Below are 17514 nucleotides of genomic sequence, written 5' to 3'. Positions count from 1 at the left end.
AGCCCTTGGCGCCGCATTCTCCATGCAGCGTTTTCGAAGCAGGCCCGCATTGGCGGCCGAGCAGAACGTATGAAAAACGTAAGCGAGGCAGGCAAGACGAGGCAAAAACAGCCGAAGAAGCGCAGTTTAGGTTTTCTAAATGAGCATTCTGAGGCTGTTTCTAACGACGTATTGCCAACGCAGATAGTTTTTCAGCGGCCTGCTAGCACGGATGCAGGGTGTTCAGGAGACCGTAATGCCTGAGCTTTACCACTACTTCCAACAGTTGATCAACGGCCTGACCGTTGGCAGCACCTACGCCTTGATAGCCATCGGTTACACGATGGTCTACGGCATCATCGGCATGATCAACTTCGCCCATGGCGAGGTGTACATGATCGGCTCCTATGTCACCTTCATCGCCATCGTCGGGCTTACGATGATGGGGCTCGACTCTCTACCCATTCTGATGATCGGTGCGTTTGCCGCAGCCATGATCGTCACGAGCGCCTACGGGTACAGCATCGAACGAGTCGCCTACCGGCCGTTACGCGGAAGCAACCGGCTGATCCCACTGATCTCCGCGATCGGCATGTCGATCTTCCTACAGAACGTCGTATTGCTGTCTCAGGACTCGAAGGACAAGGCCATTCCCAACCTGATGCCGGGCAATTTCATCTTCGGTGAAAGTGCCATGAACGGCGTGGTGATTTCCTACATGCAGGTGCTGATCTTCGTGGTCACCATCCTCGCCATGCTGGGCCTCACGATGTTCATCTCTCGTTCTCGCCTGGGCCGTGCCTGCCGAGCCTGCGCCGAAGACCTCAAGATGGCCAACCTGCTGGGCATCAACACCAATAGCATCATCGCTCTGACCTTTGTCATTGGCGCTGCGCTGGCGGCGATTGCAGCCGTACTGATCAGCATGCAGTACGGAGTCATCAATCCGCATATCGGTTTCCTGGCCGGAATCAAGGCCTTCACCGCCGCGGTACTTGGCGGCATCGGCAGTATCCCTGGCGCGATGCTCGGCGGCCTGGTACTCGGCGTTGCCGAAGCCTTTGGTGCCGACATCTTCGGCGATCAGTACAAGGACGTGGTGGCCTTCAGCCTGCTGGTGCTCGTTCTGCTGTTCCGCCCGACCGGCATTCTTGGTCGCCCGGAGGTAGAAAAGGTATGACTCGCAATCTGCGCACCGCCTTTTTCAGCGCGCTGCTGGTATTCGCCGTGGCGGTACCGATATTCGGCCTGAAACTCACCACCGTCGGCATCCGCCTCGAAGTTCATGGCAGCGACGCGAACACCTTCTGGATCATCGCCGCCTGCGCCGTGGCAATGTTCTTCTGGCAACTGTTCCGCCACCATCTGGCAGCAGGCTGGGCAGCCAGCCCCAACCTGCCGACGATTCCGGCCGGAGCCGGGAATTTCCTGACACTGCCATCAACCCAGCGCTACATCATCATCGGGCTGATCCTGGTGGCGCTCGCCTGGCCGTTCTTTGGCTCGCGCGGCGCTGTGGACATCGCCACGCTGATCCTGATCTACGTGATGCTCGGCCTTGGCTTGAACATCGTCGTGGGTCTGGCTGGCCTGCTCGATCTCGGCTACGTCGGCTTCTACGCGGTCGGCGCCTATACCTACGCCCTGCTGTCGCACTACTACGGCTTTGGGTTCTGGACCGCCCTGCCCATCGCCGGCGCGATGGCCGCACTGTTCGGCTTCCTGCTGGGTTTCCCGGTGCTGAGATTGCGCGGCGACTACCTGGCGATCGTGACCCTGGGATTCGGTGAAATCATCCGTCTGCTGCTGCGCAACATGACCGATCTGACCGGAGGTCCCAACGGTATCAGCGGCATCGAAAAGCCGACCTTGTTCGGCCTGTCGTTCGACCGCCGCGCCGCAGAAGGCATGCAAACCTTCCATGAGTTCTTCGGCCTTGATTACGCCTCCATCAACAAGGTGATCTACCTCTACCTGATTGCCCTGCTGCTGGTGTTGTTGACCCTGTTCGTGATCAACCGCCTGCTGCGCATGCCGATCGGCCGCGCCTGGGAAGCGTTGCGTGAGGATGAGATCGCCTGCCGTGCGCTGGGCATGAACCCGACCGTGATCAAGCTCTCGGCCTTCACTTTGGGTGCGAGCTTTGCCGGTTTCGCCGGCAGCTTCTTCGCCGCGCGCCAGGGCCTGGTATCACCGGAATCGTTCACCTTCATCGAATCGGCAATCATCCTCGCCATTGTGGTGCTGGGCGGCATGGGCTCACAGCTGGGGATAATTCTCGCAGCCATTGTGATGATCCTGCTGCCCGAGCTGATGCGTGAGTTCAGTGAGTACCGCATGCTGATGTTCGGCGCCATGATGGTGCTGATGATGATCTGGCGTCCGCAGGGCTTGCTGCCTATGCAACGTCCCCACCTGGAGCTGAAACGATGAGCCGCCCGATTCTTGAAGTACGCGGCTTGACCATGCGTTTCGGCGGTCTCTTGGCCGTCAACGGGGTGGGCCTGAGCGTACAGGACAAACAAGTGGTTTCAATGATCGGCCCCAATGGTGCCGGCAAAACCACCGTATTCAACTGCCTGACCGGTTTCTACCAGCCGACCTCGGGCGAGATACTGCTCGATGGCGAAGCGATCCAGGGCCTGCCGGGCCACAAGATCGCCCGCAAGGGCGTGGTCCGCACTTTCCAGAACGTTCGTCTGTTCAAGGACATGACAGCCGTTGAGAACCTGTTGGTGGCACAGCATCGGCATCTCAACACCAACTTCTTGTCTGGGCTGCTGAAGACCAAGGCGTTTCGCCAGAGTGAGCACGAGGCGATGGATTTTGCCGCGCACTGGCTCGAACAGGTCAACCTTACCGATGTGGCCAACCGCCCGGCTGGCACGCTCGCCTACGGCCAGCAACGCCGCCTGGAGATCGCCCGCTGCATGATGACGCGCCCGCGCATCCTCATGCTCGACGAACCAGCCGCTGGCCTTAACCCAAAGGAAACCGAGGACCTCAAGGCGCTGATCGGCATGTTGCGCGACACACACAATGTGACGGTACTGCTCATCGAGCACGACATGAAACTGGTCATGAGCATTTCCGACCACATCGTGGTGATCAACCAGGGCTGTCCACTGGCAGACGGCACGCCGGAGCAGATTCGCGACAATCCGGACGTGATCAAAGCTTATCTGGGGGAGGCGTAACCATGCTGTATTTCGAAAACGTCTCGACCTTCTACGGCAAGATCCAAGCACTGCATAACGTCGACGTCGAGGTCCGCAAGGGTGAAATCGTCACTTTGATCGGCGCCAACGGCGCCGGCAAGTCGACTCTGCTGATGACGCTTTGCGGTGCGCCGCAGGCATCTACAGGCAGCATCCGCTTCGAAGGCGACGAACTGGTCGGCCAACAGACCTGCGACATCATGCGCAAGGACATCGCCGTGGTGCCGGAGGGGCGACGCATCTTTGCGCGTCTGACCGTGGAAGAGAACCTCGCCATGGGCGGCTTCTATACCAACCGCGCGGATTTTCAGGAGCAACTCGACAAGGTGCTGCTGTTGTTCCCCCGTCTGAAGGAACGCTTCCAACAGCGCGGCGGTACCATGTCCGGTGGTGAACAGCAGATGCTTGCCATTGCCCGGGCATTGATGAGCAAACCCAAGCTGCTGCTGCTCGACGAGCCGTCGCTGGGCCTGGCGCCGATCATCATCCAGCAGATTTTCCAGATCATCGAGCAGTTGCGTGAAGACGGCGTAACCATCTTCCTGGTCGAACAGAACGCCAATCAGGCGCTCAAGCTGGCTGATCGCGCGTACGTGCTGGAGAACGGTCATATCGTCATGCAGGGCAGCGGTGCAGAACTGCTGAGCAACCCCAAAGTCCGCGACGCCTATCTGGGCGGTTGATCGAAGGGAACCGAAGAAGCCGGGCACACGCCCGGCTTTTTTAATGCTCGACGCCCCGTCCTGAATGGGTTTACACCTTCACGCCTGTTTCAGGCTGCAAATCAGTACAGATCGAAGGGATAGCTGACAATCAGCCGGTTCTCGTCGAAATCGGTGTCGCCGAAATCACGCCGCACGCTGGCGTTGCGCCAACGCAGGTTGAGGCTTTTGAACGTGCCGCTCTGAATGGTATAGGCGATATCGAAATCGCGTTCCCATTCCCGTCCGTTGCGTACCCCGGGCGCCTCGATGTGGTCGCCATGGCCATAGCGGACCAGGGTCGTCAGACCCGGTATGCCAAGAGCCGCGAAGTCGTAGTCGTAGCGCAGTTGCCAGGAACGTTCCCCGGCGTAGACGAAGGTATTGGCGAACATGTCGTTGGCCAAAGTGCTGCCCAACGAGCGATCGATGGTGATCCAGCCGTCATCGCCGTACATGCGCTGCAAGCCGAGATAGAAGGTATGACCGCCCCGGTTGGCGGATACCAGCAGCGAAGCTGCCTGGTTATCCAAGCGGCCCGCAAGCGCGCTGCCATCCTCGCGTCCGTTAAACAGTCCCAGCGTGCCTCCTAGCAACCAGTCACCGATGCGCTCGGCGTGTTTGAGGCTGTAATAATCCTGGCGGTACACATCTTCCAGGTGGGCGGTCCAGGCTCCGATTTGGGTATCGTCGTCGAGGGCGTATTCGGCTCCCAGGTAGTTGAAGCGGTCAGAGCGAGCATCAACCATGGTGCGACCGCCCACAGAGACGTAAAGATCCTCGCTATCTGCGGCGCTGCGCGGGCTGAAGGATCGGATTTGTCCCGCATGCAGGGTCAGACCACCCCATTCCCGTGAGGTGAGCATGCCGCCCTGGAATGTCTGCGGTAGAAGGCGCCCGTCGTTATAGCGAAGGATCGGCAGGCTCGGCAGCAGCTCGCCGATGTGCAGCTCGGTTTGCGACAGGCGCAGCTTGAGAGTCACGCCGAGACGGCCAAAGGTATCCGGTGCGCGGCCATCGTCATGGTCATAGGGAAGCAGTTCGCTACCCGTGCGGTCGGGACTGCTATCGAGTTTGACGCCCAGCAGACCGAGCACGTCCAGACCTACCCCCAGCGTGCCCGGTGAATAACCAGTCGAGGCTTTGAAAATGAAGCCTTGGGCCCATTCTTGGCGTTGGCTCTGCTGCGCACCTGAGTCGTGATAATCGCGATCGAAGTAGAAATTACGCGTCAGCAGCGAGACGTGCGCGTCGTCGGTCAGGCCGGTCGCGGCGCTGGCGTGCCCGGCAGCGGCGCACAGCAGAGCCACCCCGCGTATTAGGGAACTTGGACGAGACATGGTGGATTCCTTTATTGGGCTTGTTATGGAATGAGGCGGTGAGTCGAAGTCATTGCACGAGAAGCAATGCTCCCGAGACGAAGGCGAACAGCAGGACGAAGCGGCGCAGGCGTTGTTCATCAAGAATGTTTCGAGCCCAGTGGCTGGCTAGCAGGCCCACCGCCAGCGGTGCACACAGCCCCAACAGCGGCGACAACTGTTCCGCTTGCAGATGGCCTCCGGCGGCCAGGACTACCAACGAAACAATCTCGCCAATCAGAAAGCACAGCGCTACCGAGCCGCGCAGCGTGGCTACGGGCGAATGCTGGTAAACCAGAGCCAGAGGCGGGCCGCCGATTCCGGTCGCGGTTTCGGTGATGCCGGTGATGAGGCCTGTGGAGACGAACGCGCTACGGCCCGGTACGAAGGTTGGCGCCAGCCAGGTCGCCAGGCAGGCGGCAATGGTGGACACGCCGATGAGTATGTTGAGCTGTGATAGCGGCAGCCAGAACAACACCCAGACGCCACCGAATGTCCCGAAGATCCGCCCCAGTGTGATCCAGGAAGTACCTCGAAGATCGATGGCGTCTCGCTCCCGCCAAGCAATGATGGCGTTCAGCGGCAGCATCAATACCAACAGGCAGATGGGCAGCAGCTTCGGTTCCAGTAGCCCCATGACGGGAGCCACGACGAGGGCGAAGCCCATGCCCGTGGTCCCCTGAATGAGGGCGCCTGCGGCGACGGCAAAAGCAATGATGTAAATCGATTCGATGGGCATGGCAGTCCGGTACTTTTTAGAAGATGTAAGCGTCAGCGAACCAGCGGGCTGGGGTTCACTTTATGGATAGGGGCCTGCGCGACCACGTCTCTGGCCAGTGCATCTACCTCGCGCATGAGCGCGCGGGCGTCCCAATCGGTGGGCCAGCCTTGCCACAGACGCAAACGGCCTTGCACCACTACCGCCTGAATCTGGTCGCGGTTGACCAGGCGTACCAGTTCCCACGACAGATCCCAGGACGGGATCAGCTCGGGAACGTCCAGGTCGACTAATAAGAAGTCCGCCGCGAGCCCTGGAGCGATGCGTCCGGTGACGTCGTTCAAACCAGTGACTTGGGCGCCACTCTGCGTGGCCATGTCGAGCCAGAGCGATCCGCCGCCGCAGACCGAATCCCCCACGGCGATGCCATGAGCGAAGCGCTGGGCCGCTTCGGCGTAGTCCAGCAGGCGGAAGCCATCACCGCGGGTGCCGTCCGTGCCCAGGCCGAGCGGAATTCCCAGCTCGTGCATTAGCAGTGCCTCGGCCACGGCATTGCCTTTCCAGGCGCTGGCGACCGGGTTGTAGCTCACCGCCGCACCGCTGTCGCGTAACAAAATCAACTCATGCGGGGTTAGCAGTGTGGCGTGAGCCAGCAGAGCAGCGGGGCCCAGCGCACCTGCTCGATGCAATTGCTCGAGCGGGCGTAGGCCACAGTGCTCCAGCGACCGCTCTACAGCGACCAGATGCTCGTTGACATGGGTCTGGAACACTCTGCCGGCTTCGGCGCACAGGCCATACACGGCGGCCAAAGTAGTGTCAGTCGCGATCTCGGGAATCGGAATGGCGAGAGATGGAGTAATCAGCGGATCGCTTTCCCATTGCGCCAGATGACGTTCGGCCTGGGCCAGGATGGGCGCTGAGTCCAATATCTGCACGCCGCGTTTGTCATTACAGACTCTGGCCAGCACACATCGAATTCCCGCTTCCCCAGTGGCCTTGGCTATAGCATCCAGCCCTTCTTCGGCGCGGGTTCCGGCATCGCAAACGGTGGTGAATCCGCCGCGTAGCGCCTCTAGCGCTGCGAGCTTGGCGGTGAGGTAAAGCAGATCTGCATTCAGGCTGCCCTCCAGCGGGACCCAGATACGCCGGAAGATTTCCGATGGCTCGCCGAATACCAAGCCCTTGCCGAAACTCTGGCTGAGGTGGTGATGGGTATCGATAAACCCTGGCATCAGCAGCTGGCCGTCGAGATACAGCACCTGATGATCGGGATGACGGCTCTGCAACAAGGGCAGCGGACCTACTTCGACGAAGCGGCCATCGGCCACCAGCACCGCCTGGCCTCTGCGAGGGCCTTCTGGAAGCAACAGCCATTGAGGCGCTAGCAACTGATTCGGAGCCAGCAACTGATCGGGATCGATTTTGGGGCGATTGTTCATGATGGAGTCCATGACGGGTCTTAGAGATGACTTAGGGATTTGCCCGAGAGGGCTCGGCGGCAGGAACAGCGGGACGTTGGCCCACGCAGTGGAACAGGAAGTTCATCACCGCTGCGGTAAGGGCACCCATCGCAACGCCATTTCCCAGCAGGCTGGCGAGCCCGGCAGGAAAGTGGCTATAGACGCCGGGAACCAGGATGGGCAGCAGTCCCACTGCCAAGGCCACGGACACGACATACATGTTGCCGTGGTCGCGCAGATCCACCTTGCGCAGCATGTCGATGCCCATGGTGCCGACGATGGCGAACACCACCAGGCTGGTCCCGCCTACAACCGCTTCGGGCACGCCCTCGATCAGGCGGGCCAAGGGAGCCAGCAGGGCGAAGCCCAACAGCAGCAACCCGGATACCGCCGTGACATAACGGGAGCGAACGCCAGTGGCACGAATCACGCCGATATTTTCGCCACTGGTGATGATCAGAGAGGTGCCCATACAGCCGCCCAATAGCGAGGCCAAGGCATCGCCGCGAATGGTGCGCACTACATCGCGGTCTTTATCCAAGGGCTTGTCTACGGCCTCGCTGATGGCGACCGTCTGCCCCGTAGCCTCGACCATGGAAACCAGGCAGAAAAGCATCAGCGGCAGAGACGCCAGCAGGTCGAAGCGAGGCATGCCGAAGGGGAACACTGCAGGCAGGCTGATCAAAGGAAATAGCGTCAGGCGAGAGGTATCGAACGCACCCAATGCCACCGCCAGCAGGCTCCCGCCCACCAGACCGAGAAGAATGGACAGCTGGCCCAGGGTGCCCTTTAACAACCTCGAGCACAGCACGGTAAAACCAATAGTGGCGAAGGCGAGCAGGAGCTGCTGCGGCTCGGCAAATCCTTCGCTGCCTGGCTGACCCACGATCAGACTGCCGGACAGCTTGACGAGGTTGACCGCCACCAGCAGGAGCATCGTGCCTACCACCACGGATGGAAAGAAGCGCAGCAAACGCCGGAACAGCGGCAACACCAGAAAATAGAACACGCCGGTCAAGATGACGGCGCCTGAGGCTGTGGCCGGACCGTTCTGCTGCGCGATGAGAATGAACAGCATGATGGGCGCGCCACCGGGCAGCATGATAAACGGCAGCCGTGCGCCGCAACCGCGTAAGCCCAGCGACTGCACCAACGTGCCAAGCCCGCATACCAAGAACGTTGCGCTCAGGAGTCGCAGGGTCAGATCGCTGGAAAAACCCAGAGCGGTCGCCATCAAGAAGACCGCGGCGATGGGCGAAGCCGCCATTACAAGCACGTGTTGCGCACCGAATATGAGCAATTGCCGCCAGGGCAAGTGCTCGTTAACAGGTGTTACGGGTTTGCTGGTGTTTTCCATCATGACCCACCTCTTTGTTGCCGGCTGCACCGGCCGTTCTGATTGTTTTAGGGCGTTGTCTTGCTGAATTCTCTTGCACCGAAACGGTAAGAATCGGTGCCAAAAAATCGATTTGTCATTCTGCCCAAATCGATTTGGGTGAAACTTAGTCCGATCACTTGGGCCTGTCAACTGAGGTGTGTCGACCGCTGGTCGTTCGGGCTGCTACTATCGACCGGCCTATGCCGGCGGTGCCGAGAGTTTGTTAATGCCCCACCCTTCTTCCGCTTCGCGACGCCTGACCATCGCCGATGTTGCTCAAGCGGCTGGGGTCTCCCGAACGACCGTTTCCCACGCGCTAAACGACAGGGGGCAGGTAGACCCTGAAACCCGAGCACGCATCAAGACGATCGCTGCGAACTTGGGCTACAGCCCGAATCTGCGGGCTCAGCGACTGCGCACCGGGCGCGCCAACTCCATCGCGCTGCTTTCTTCCATGCCGTTCGCTGTAGCCGGTGGGCCTTCGCGGCTGGGCTTTCTTATGGAAATTGCAGCCACGGCGACCGAGGCGGCACTACGTCAAGGTCTGGCCATGGTTCTAGTGCCACCTCTCGATGAGGCGCAGAACCTTCTGGATTCCCTGGATATCGATGGCGCAGTGATTATCGAGCCGGTGGCAGACGATCCGCAGGTAGAAAGGCTGCGTAAGCGCGGCGTAGCGCTGGTGTCCATCGGACGACAGCCGGAAATGAATCCTCCTCTGGCTTATATCGATCTTCATGGCGAGGAGGCTGGCGAGCTCCTGCTGGAGCATCTATATGCGCAGGGAGCGCGGCGTATCGGGCTTCTTATCGGTTCTCAGCCCAGGCATTCCTATCTGGACATGAACGCCGCGTATCAAAACTTCTGCGCTGCTCGAGGGCAGATCCCCATCATCGAACACGCAGACGAGGCTGGTGGCGAAGCGGCTGGCCACGCCGCCTGCCTGCGTATGCTGGAGGCACACCCAGACATGGACGGACTCTGTGTGCCGGTCGATGCTTTCGCGATCGGGGCGGTCCAGGCACTGCTGCAGCGCAACCGCCGCATACCCGAAGACGTGAAGGTGGCGACGCGCTACGACGGTTTGCGCGCACGCCAATGCGACCCTCCTTTGACCGCACTGAACCTTCATTTGGAGCAGGTCGCCGCATTGGCCATCGACCTGCTATTTGAGCAGATAAACGGTGATGGCAAGCGACTGCGAGTCGCAGCGCCTATGGCAAGCCTGGTACCGCGCTTATCCACCCAGACTGGGTGATGCAGCGGACGGCAACCGCGCCCGAGGATTGCACCCAGCGAAGTCCACAGCGCATCCCATCGCCTTTACTCGGCCCCGACATGGTGACAACCCGACCGCAAGCCATTAATGTGTTGCCCACGTCTGGCCCCGCTGGACGTCCCCTGGATCAGCAGACAGGGCATAACTGAGCTGGCTCATTTCTGAACTCAACTCAGGAGAAGCCGGCCATGACTGCCAGCCGTATCTGGATCAAGAATCCCCTCGCCATTTTCACTGCCAACGATCAGGACGCCTCAGGCGGACTGGTAATCGAAAACGGCGTCATCGTTGAACTGCTCGCTGCTGGGCAGTCGCCAACCACCCCCGTCGAGAGCACGTTCGACGCCCGCGAGCACGTCGTGCTGCCGGGGCTGATCAACACGCACCATCACTTCTATCAAACCCTTACCCGCGCCTGGGCGCCAGTGGTGAACCAGCCACTATTCCCCTGGCTGAAGACGCTCTATCCGGTCTGGGCTCGCTTGACACCGGACCGGCTCGCGCTGGCCAGCAAGGTTGCGCTGGCCGAGCTGTTGCTCTCCGGCTGCACCACCGCCGCCGATCATCACTACCTGTTTCCGGGCGGCCTGGAAAATGCTATCGACGTGCAGATCGAGGCAGTCCGCGAGCTGGGCATGCGCGCCATGCTCACTCGCGGCTCCATGAGCCTGGGCGAAGTCGATGGCGGCCTGCCGCCGCAGCATACGGTGCAGACCGCCGAAGCCATTCTGGCCGACAGTGAACGCCTGATCGGCACTTATCATGAACGTGGTGCCGGCGCGCAGATCCAGATGGCCTTGGCGCCCTGCTCGCCGTTTTCGGTGACTCCGGAAATCATGCGCGCCAGCGCCGCGCTGGCCGAACAACACGACGTTCGCCTGCACACTCATCTGGCCGAGACCCTGGACGAGGAGGAGTTCTGCCTGCAGCGCTTCGGCCTGCGCACCGTGGACTATCTGGACAGTGTCGGCTGGCTGTCCGAGCGCACCTGGCTGGCTCATGGCATTCACTTCAACGACGAAGAGATCGAACGCCTTGGGGCCGCCGGCACCGGCATTTGTCATTGCCCGAGTTCGAATATGCGCCTGGCGTCTGGCATCTGCCCGAGCGTGGCCCTGGAAGCTGCTGGCGCGACCATCGGTCTGGGTGTGGACGGTTCGGCGTCCAATGACGCGTCCAACATGATTCTCGAAGCGCGTCAGGCGCTATACATCCAACGCCTGCGCTATGGTGCGGAGCAGATCACTCCTGAGCGGGTACTGGGCTGGGCGACGCGAGGCTCGGCGCGCCTATTGGGTCGGGACGATATCGGTGAGTTGAGTGTCGGCAAGCAAGCGGACCTCGCGCTGTTCAAGCTCGACGAACTGCGCTTCTCCGGCAGTCATGACCCCGTTTCGGCGTTGCTCTTGTGTGGTGCAGACCGTGCCGACCGGGTCATGGTCGGCGGACAATGGCGAGTGGTTGACGGACACGTCGAGGGACTCGACGTTGCGGGACTGATCGCCGATCACAGCCAGGCTGCGCGGGAGCTGCTGGCAGGCTGATTCAGCGGCGCAATGCTACTGTCAGCTGCTGCAAGCAATCATGCGGGGTTCCGGTGATCACGGTTACCGGAACCCCGAGCATCAGGTTGACCGGTAGGTCGAAGGCTTCCAACTGCAAGCCATCGCAATCGAAGCCGGGCAATCCACAGAGCTGCGGATGTTGGTGGCGAAGCCGTTCAGCGTAGCTGCCGGCTCCCTCCAGGTAACCGAAAACCGGTTTACCTCGGGCCACGGCATAGCCGACTTCAAAAGAGGTACCGCTGTCCGGCTCGCCGCCGCGAAAGAAATTGAGGTCAGCCAGCACAGCATCGGCCTGTTCGAGCAATTCGAGATTGGCACGGTAGATCCAGGCGGCCTGCTCGCGCGTGTCAGTGATGTGTGCGGGCACCTGTTTGTCCAGCGGATACAGGCCAGTGAAGCCGAACTCCGCGCAGAGCGCCTTGAGCCGCTCGCCGTGCTCCTGTGCGTCGGGGCGGAACACGCCGGGACCGGCCAGGTAAATGTTCAATCCATAAGCTCCTGTTCGTGGCGCTGCAGCCGCTACAGCCCAATCAGCGACAGCATGATGAAGGTAGCGAACAACACGAAGTGGGTCATGCCCTCGATCGCGTTGGTTTCGCCATCGTTCAAATTGATGGCAGCGACGATCAGGGTAATGAAGACCATCATGGTCTGTAGCGGCGTCATCGCCATCTGCAGCGGCTGACCATTGTAAAGCGCCAGCGCCTCCATTACCGGCACCGTAAGAATCACCGTAGACAGCGAGGCACCGAGCGCGATATTGACCACCGACTGCATGCGGTTGGCCAGCGCCGCACGCAGCGCGGTCAGGATTTCAGGGCTCGCCGAGATCGCCGCCACCAGCAAGGCCGCCACCATGGGTGGCGCGCCACTGCCTTCCAGCCCCACGCCGAGCGCCTGAGCCATTACCTCGGCGAGTGCACCGATGAGTACCACGCCGGCACACAAGAATCCGATCGCCAGACCAAGACTCGCTGACGCAGGTGGAACATCGGGGCTGTTTTTACGCCGACGCTTCTCCGGGTAGCTGTAGCTGAAAAAGTAGCTGTGCGCACCCACCTGCATACGAAGAAACACGCCGTAAAGCAGCAGCATCGCGCCAATGGTAAAGGCCGAGTAGAGATGCCAGTCTTCGCGTGGAATGAATTCCGGTACGACCATCGACACGCCCATGGCGGTCAGGATCATCACGCTGTAGGTCCGCGCCGAATCATCGTTGTAAGACTGCTCGCCATGGCGCAGACCGCCTATCAGCGCAGCGAGGCCGAGAATGCCGTTGAGATCGAGCATCACGGCCGCGTAGATGGTGTCACGTACCAGCGTCGGCGAGGACTCATGAGTCATCATGATGCCCAGCACGACGACCTCAACCAGCACCGCCGAAAGGGTAAGAATCATCGTCCCGTAGGGATCACCGACCTTTTCAGCGAGCACTTCGGCATGGTGCGCGACGCGTATCGACGCCAGTACGATGGTGGCGACGAGCACGCCGACGGCGGTCAATGCAATCACACGCCCGCCATGCAGCAGGCTGCCTTCGAACGTATAGGCAAGGACCGCGACGAGCAGCGCGACGACGAGAAACCTCTCTTCCTTCAGCATATGCAGCATCATCAATCTCCGGACGTTCACTGCCTCGACGCACCAAGCCGCGGCATATACGGGAACAACAAAAAAGAGACCAACAATCCGCGGGGACGTCCCCTATATCGAAGTGGAAGGGAGTTTCTGCCCTACAGTTTCGCTGCGAATCAGCCCTAAATTGGGCTCCGCGCTGCCGCTGGGATCGCCTACTCAGGGCAGACGATTCATCGAGCCCACGCCCTATCGCCGCGTGCGGCAATTCCTGCCCATGTGAGCCACACTGAACCCATCAGCAACCAAGCCGCAGCGGCGTGGGTCGTCACCCCTGGTATGCGCCGTCGAGTACATTGACTTTTGAGTCAAGTATTTGTTGACCAGAAAGTCAGATAGGGCTAATTTCCTTCACCAGAGCCCAGAACAAAAACTCCCCGGAGGCCCTCCTTGATCCAGTTCCTACTCAATCGAGAACTGCGCCGTGAGCAGACACTCGATCCGAATACCACCGTGCTGAATTACCTGCGTGAGCATCGCGGTAAATCCGGCACCAAAGAAGGCTGTGCCTCCGGTGACTGCGGCGCCTGTACCGTCGTGGTCGGCGAGCTGGACGGCGATAAGCTGCGCTATCGCACGCTTAACTCCTGCCTGACGTTCGTCTCCGCGCTGCATGGTAAGCAACTGATTACCGTCGAGGACCTGAAGCATCAGGGCCAGCTGCATAGCGTTCAGCAAGCAATGGTCGATTGCCATGGATCGCAGTGCGGCTTCTGCACGCCGGGCTTCGTCATGAGCCTGTTTGCCCTGCAGAAGTCGGCGGACGGCTTCGACAACGCCGACACGCACGAGGCGCTGGCTGGCAACCTCTGCCGCTGCACCGGCTACCGGCCAATTCTCGAAGCCGCTGAGCAAGCCTGCTGTGGCAAGCAGCCGGATCAGTTCGACGCGCGCGAGGCTGAAACCATCGCCCAGTTGAAGGCCATCGAACCCCGCGAAACCGCTGAGCTGAACAGTGGCGACAAGCGCTGCCTGTCACCACTGACAGTGGCCGATCTGGCCGATATCTACGGCGCCAATCCCGACGCCCGCCTGCTTGCCGGCGGCACCGACCTGGCGTTGGAAGTTACCCAGTTCCATCGCGAACTACCGGTGATGATCTACGTCGGCCATATCGCCGAAATGAAGAAAGTCGAAGTTACTGCCAATACCATCGAAATCGGTGCGGCCACTCCACTGACCGATTGCTACGAAGTGCTGGCCCAGGAATACCCGGACTTCGGCGAGCTGCTGCACCGCTTCGCGTCTCTGCAGATTCGCAACCAGGGCACTCTCGGCGGCAACATCGGTAATGCCTCGCCCATTGGTGATTCGCCGCCCCTGCTGATTGCGCTGGGTGCGCAAGTGGTGCTGCGCAAGGGCATCAACAGCCGCACCCTGCTGCTGCAGGACTACTTTATCGACTACAAGGTGACGGCCCGCGAGCAAGGCGAATTTATCGAGAAGATCATCGTGCCGCGCGCCCAGCCGAACCGGGTATTTCGCGCCTATAAGGTATCCAAACGCCTGGACGACGATATTTCCGCCGTGTGCGCAGCCTTCGATCTCAAGATCGAGGACGGCATTATCGAAGATGCCCGCGTTGCTTTCGGCGGCATGGCGGCGATACCCAAGCGCGCCGCTGCATGCGAGCGCGCTCTGATCGGTGCGTCCTTCACTCACGACGCCATCGAGCAAGCCTGCCAAGCGCTGGAAAAAGACTTCACGCCGCTTACCGACTTCCGCGCCAGCCGCGAATACCGTTTGCTGGTTGCACAGAACCTGCTGCGCAAATGCTTCCTTGAGCAACAAAGCCCGGAAGCCGAGACAAGGGTGACCGCATATGCATAAGCCAACCAAGACCCAGGAAGAACTCGCCGCCCTGTTCACTCAGGATCTCGTTAGCGGCGTGGGCAGAAACGTCAAGCACGACAGCGCGCCCAAGCACGTCACCGGCGAAGCGGTATACGTCGACGACCGCCTGGAATTTCCCAACCAGTTGCATGTGTATGCACGCATGAGCGATCGCGCTCATGCCCGCATCGTTCGCATCGATACTGCGCCCTGCTACAACGTGCCCGGCGTCGCCATTGCCATTACCGCCAAGGATGTTCCAGGCCAGCTGGACATCGGCGCGGTCATGCCCGGCGATCCGCTGCTGGCGGATGGCAAGGTGGAGTTCATCGGCCAGCCGGTAATCGCCGTCGCCGCTGACAGCCTGGAAACCGCGCGCAAGGCAGCGATGGCCGCGATCATCGAGTACGAAGACCTGGAGCCGGTGATCGATGTAGTCGACGCGCTGCGCAAGAAGCATTTCGTGCTCGACAGCCACACCCACAAGCGCGGCGATTCGGCTGGCGCCCTGGCTACCGCCCCGCGCCGCCTGCAGGGCAGCCTGCACATTGGCGGTCAGGAACATTTCTATCTGGAGACCCAGGTCTCCTCGGTGATGCCCACCGAAGACGGCGGCATGATCGTCTACACCTCGACGCAGAACCCCACCGAGGTGCAGAAGCTGGTCTCGGAAGTACTCGGCGTCTCGATGAACAAGATCGTCATCGACATGCGCCGCATGGGCGGTGGCTTCGGCGGTAAGGAAACCCAGGCCGCGGGACCCGCCTGCATGTGCGCGGTGATCGCGCACCTTACCGGGCGGCCAACCAAAATGCGTCTGCCGCGCATGGAAGACATGACCATGACCGGCAAGCGCCATCCCTTCTACGTCGAGTATGACGTCGGCTTCGATGACGACGGCTTGCTGCACGGCATCGAGATCGACCTGGCCGGCAATTGCGGTTACTCGCCAGACCTGTCCGGCTCCATCGTCGACCGCGCCATGTTCCACTCCGACAACGCCTATTACCTGGGCGATGCGACCATCAACGGTCATCGCTGCAAGACCAACCTGGCTTCGAACACCGCCTATCGCGGCTTCGGCGGCCCGCAGGGCATGGTCGCCATCGAGGAGATCATGGACGCGGTGGCGCGCAAGCTGGGCAAGGACCCACTCGACGTGCGCAAGCGCAACTATTACGGCAAGACCGAACGCAACGTCACGCCGTACTACCAGACCGTCGAGCACAACATGCTTGAGGAGATGACCGCCGAGCTCGAGGCCAGCAGCGAGTATGCTCGCCGCCGCGAAGAAATCCGTGCGTTCAACGCCAAGAGTCCGATTCTCAAGAAGGGCCTGTCGCTGACCCCGGTGAAATTCGGCATCAGCTTCACCGCCAGCTTCCTCAACCAGGCCGGCGCGCTGGTACACGTCTATACCGACGGCAGCATCCATCTGAACCATGGCGGCACCGAGATGGGCCAGGGCCTCAATATCAAGGTCGCTCAGGTCGTGGCTGAGGTGTTCCAGGTCGATGTCGACCGCATCCAGATCACCGCTACCAACACTGACAAAGTGCCGAACACCTCTCCGACCGCCGCATCCAGTGGCGCGGATCTCAACGGCAAGGCTGCCCAGAACGCTGCGCAAACCATCAAGCAACGTCTGATCGAGTTTGCTGCACGGCATTACCAAGTCACGGAAGAAGACGTCGAATTCAAGAATGGTCAGGTCCGCATCCGCGACCAGTACGTCTCCTTCGACGAGCTGATTCAGCAGGCTTATTTCGGCCAGGTGTCGCTGTCGTCCACCGGCTTCTACCGCACGCCAAAGATTTACTACGACCGCAGCCAGGCACGTGGCCGGCCGTTCTACTACTTCGCCTATGGCGCAGCCTGCTCCGAGGTGATCGTCGATACCCTGACCGGCGAGTACAAGATGCTGCGCAGCGACATTCTTCACGATGTCGGTGCGTCGCTTAACCCGGCCATCGATATCGGCCAAGTGGAAGGCGGCTTCGTCCAGGGCATGGGCTGGCTGACCATGGAAGAGCTGGTCTGGAACGACAAGGGCAAGTTGATGACCTCCGGGCCAGCCAGCTACAAGATCCCGGCAGTGGCCGACATGCCGCTGGATCTGCGGGTAAAGCTGGTGGAGAACCGCAAGAACCCCGAGGACACCGTGTTTCATTCCAAGGCCGTCGGCGAGCCGCCGTTCATGCTCGGCATCTCGGTCTGGTGCGCGATCAAGGACGCGGTGGCGAGCCTCGCTGATTACCGTGCCCAACCGAACATCGACGCCCCGGCGACGCCGGAACGGGTTTTATGGGGCGTGGAACAGATGCGCAAGTTGAAACAGGCTGCTGCCGCAGTCGCGACAGCGGAAACCACGCCGGCCTGAACTCAGGAAG

14 protein-coding genes are annotated in these 17514 nt (G+C 60.8%); 8 read left to right on the top strand and 6 right to left on the bottom strand.

Annotated features, from left to right (window positions below; translation table 11 throughout):
* Window positions 1–235: 235 nt before the first annotated feature.
* Genes livH through D7241_RS01830 form a run of 4 tightly spaced genes read left to right on the top strand, consistent with a single transcriptional unit; the run spans window position 236 to window position 3880 of the window.
* Complete coding sequence (gene livH / locus D7241_RS01845; protein WP_255983317.1) at window positions 236–1159, top strand: high-affinity branched-chain amino acid ABC transporter permease LivH; 924 nt, start codon at window positions 236–238, stop codon at window positions 1157–1159.
* Window positions 1156–2412 carry a high-affinity branched-chain amino acid ABC transporter permease LivM gene (locus D7241_RS01840; RefSeq protein WP_255983319.1) on the top strand — a complete coding sequence of 419 codons (1257 nt, stop codon included), beginning with the start codon at window positions 1156–1158 and terminating at the stop codon, window positions 2410–2412. Before livH ends, D7241_RS01840 begins: the two co-directional genes overlap by 4 nt.
* The gene (gene livG / locus D7241_RS01835; protein WP_408100071.1) at window positions 2409–3176 is read left to right on the top strand and encodes a high-affinity branched-chain amino acid ABC transporter ATP-binding protein LivG; all 768 of its coding nucleotides are present in this window, start codon (window positions 2409–2411) and stop codon (window positions 3174–3176) included. Before D7241_RS01840 ends, livG begins: the two co-directional genes overlap by 4 nt.
* 2 nt (window positions 3177–3178) lie before the next feature.
* On the top strand, window positions 3179–3880 hold the full coding sequence (locus D7241_RS01830; RefSeq protein ID WP_408100070.1) for an ABC transporter ATP-binding protein: 702 nt from the start codon (window positions 3179–3181) through the stop codon (window positions 3878–3880).
* 101 nt (window positions 3881–3981) lie between these two features.
* Here the strand turns inward: D7241_RS01830 and D7241_RS01825 are convergent, their stop codons facing one another.
* The 4 genes from D7241_RS01825 to D7241_RS01810 are packed head-to-tail and all read right to left on the bottom strand — an operon-like array spanning window position 3982 to window position 8794.
* Window positions 3982–5238, bottom strand: coding sequence for an OprD family porin (locus tag D7241_RS01825; protein ID WP_408100069.1), 1257 nt, complete (start codon window positions 5236–5238; stop codon window positions 3982–3984).
* A gap of 49 nt (window positions 5239–5287) precedes the next feature.
* Entirely contained in the window at window positions 5288–5995 is a 708-nt protein-coding gene (locus D7241_RS01820) for a sulfite exporter TauE/SafE family protein (protein ID WP_408100068.1), read from the bottom strand.
* Between the two features lie 32 nt (window positions 5996–6027).
* Window positions 6028–7413: an amidohydrolase family protein gene (locus D7241_RS01815; RefSeq protein WP_408100067.1), complete on the bottom strand. Its 1386-nt coding sequence runs from the start codon at window positions 7411–7413 to the stop codon at window positions 6028–6030.
* Window positions 7414–7444: 31 nt separating this feature from the next.
* Window positions 7445–8794: a uracil-xanthine permease family protein gene (locus D7241_RS01810; RefSeq protein ID WP_408100066.1), complete on the bottom strand. Its 1350-nt coding sequence runs from the start codon at window positions 8792–8794 to the stop codon at window positions 7445–7447.
* A 244-nt stretch (window positions 8795–9038) separates the two neighbouring features.
* Here D7241_RS01810 and D7241_RS01805 point away from each other — a divergent pair, with 244 nt between their 5' ends.
* Both D7241_RS01805 and D7241_RS01800 read left to right on the top strand, forming a co-directional pair.
* The gene (locus D7241_RS01805; RefSeq protein ID WP_408100065.1) at window positions 9039–10070 is read left to right on the top strand and encodes a substrate-binding domain-containing protein; all 1032 of its coding nucleotides are present in this window, start codon (window positions 9039–9041) and stop codon (window positions 10068–10070) included.
* 209 nt (window positions 10071–10279) lie between these two features.
* The gene (locus tag D7241_RS01800) at window positions 10280–11635 is read left to right on the top strand and encodes an 8-oxoguanine deaminase (protein WP_408100064.1); all 1356 of its coding nucleotides are present in this window, start codon (window positions 10280–10282) and stop codon (window positions 11633–11635) included.
* Between the two features lies 1 nt (window position 11636).
* Here the strand turns inward: D7241_RS01800 and D7241_RS01795 are convergent, their stop codons facing one another.
* Together D7241_RS01795 and D7241_RS01790 are read right to left on the bottom strand one after the other, a co-directional pair.
* On the bottom strand, window positions 11637–12143 hold the full coding sequence (locus D7241_RS01795) for a nucleoside 2-deoxyribosyltransferase (protein WP_408100063.1): 507 nt from the start codon (window positions 12141–12143) through the stop codon (window positions 11637–11639).
* 32 nt (window positions 12144–12175) lie between these two features.
* A complete protein-coding gene (locus tag D7241_RS01790; protein WP_408100062.1) occupies window positions 12176–13267 on the bottom strand; it encodes a calcium:proton antiporter in 1092 nt (363 codons plus the stop codon).
* A 414-nt stretch (window positions 13268–13681) separates the two neighbouring features.
* Between D7241_RS01790 and xdhA the strand changes: the two genes are divergently transcribed.
* The gene (xdhA, locus tag D7241_RS01785) at window positions 13682–15121 is read left to right on the top strand and encodes a xanthine dehydrogenase small subunit (RefSeq protein WP_408100061.1); all 1440 of its coding nucleotides are present in this window, start codon (window positions 13682–13684) and stop codon (window positions 15119–15121) included.
* Complete coding sequence (gene xdhB, locus D7241_RS01780; protein ID WP_408100060.1) at window positions 15114–17504, top strand: xanthine dehydrogenase molybdopterin binding subunit; 2391 nt, start codon at window positions 15114–15116, stop codon at window positions 17502–17504. The genes xdhA and xdhB overlap by 8 nt, the downstream gene beginning before the upstream one ends.
* The last annotated feature ends 10 nt before the right edge of the window (window positions 17505–17514 follow it).

The sequence above is a fragment of the Stutzerimonas sp. VN223-3 genome, assembly GCF_045999685.1.
GTDB classification, from domain to species: domain Bacteria; phylum Pseudomonadota; class Gammaproteobacteria; order Pseudomonadales; family Pseudomonadaceae; genus Stutzerimonas; species Stutzerimonas stutzeri_AR.
This window is presented reverse-complemented; position numbering and strand designations above follow the sequence as displayed.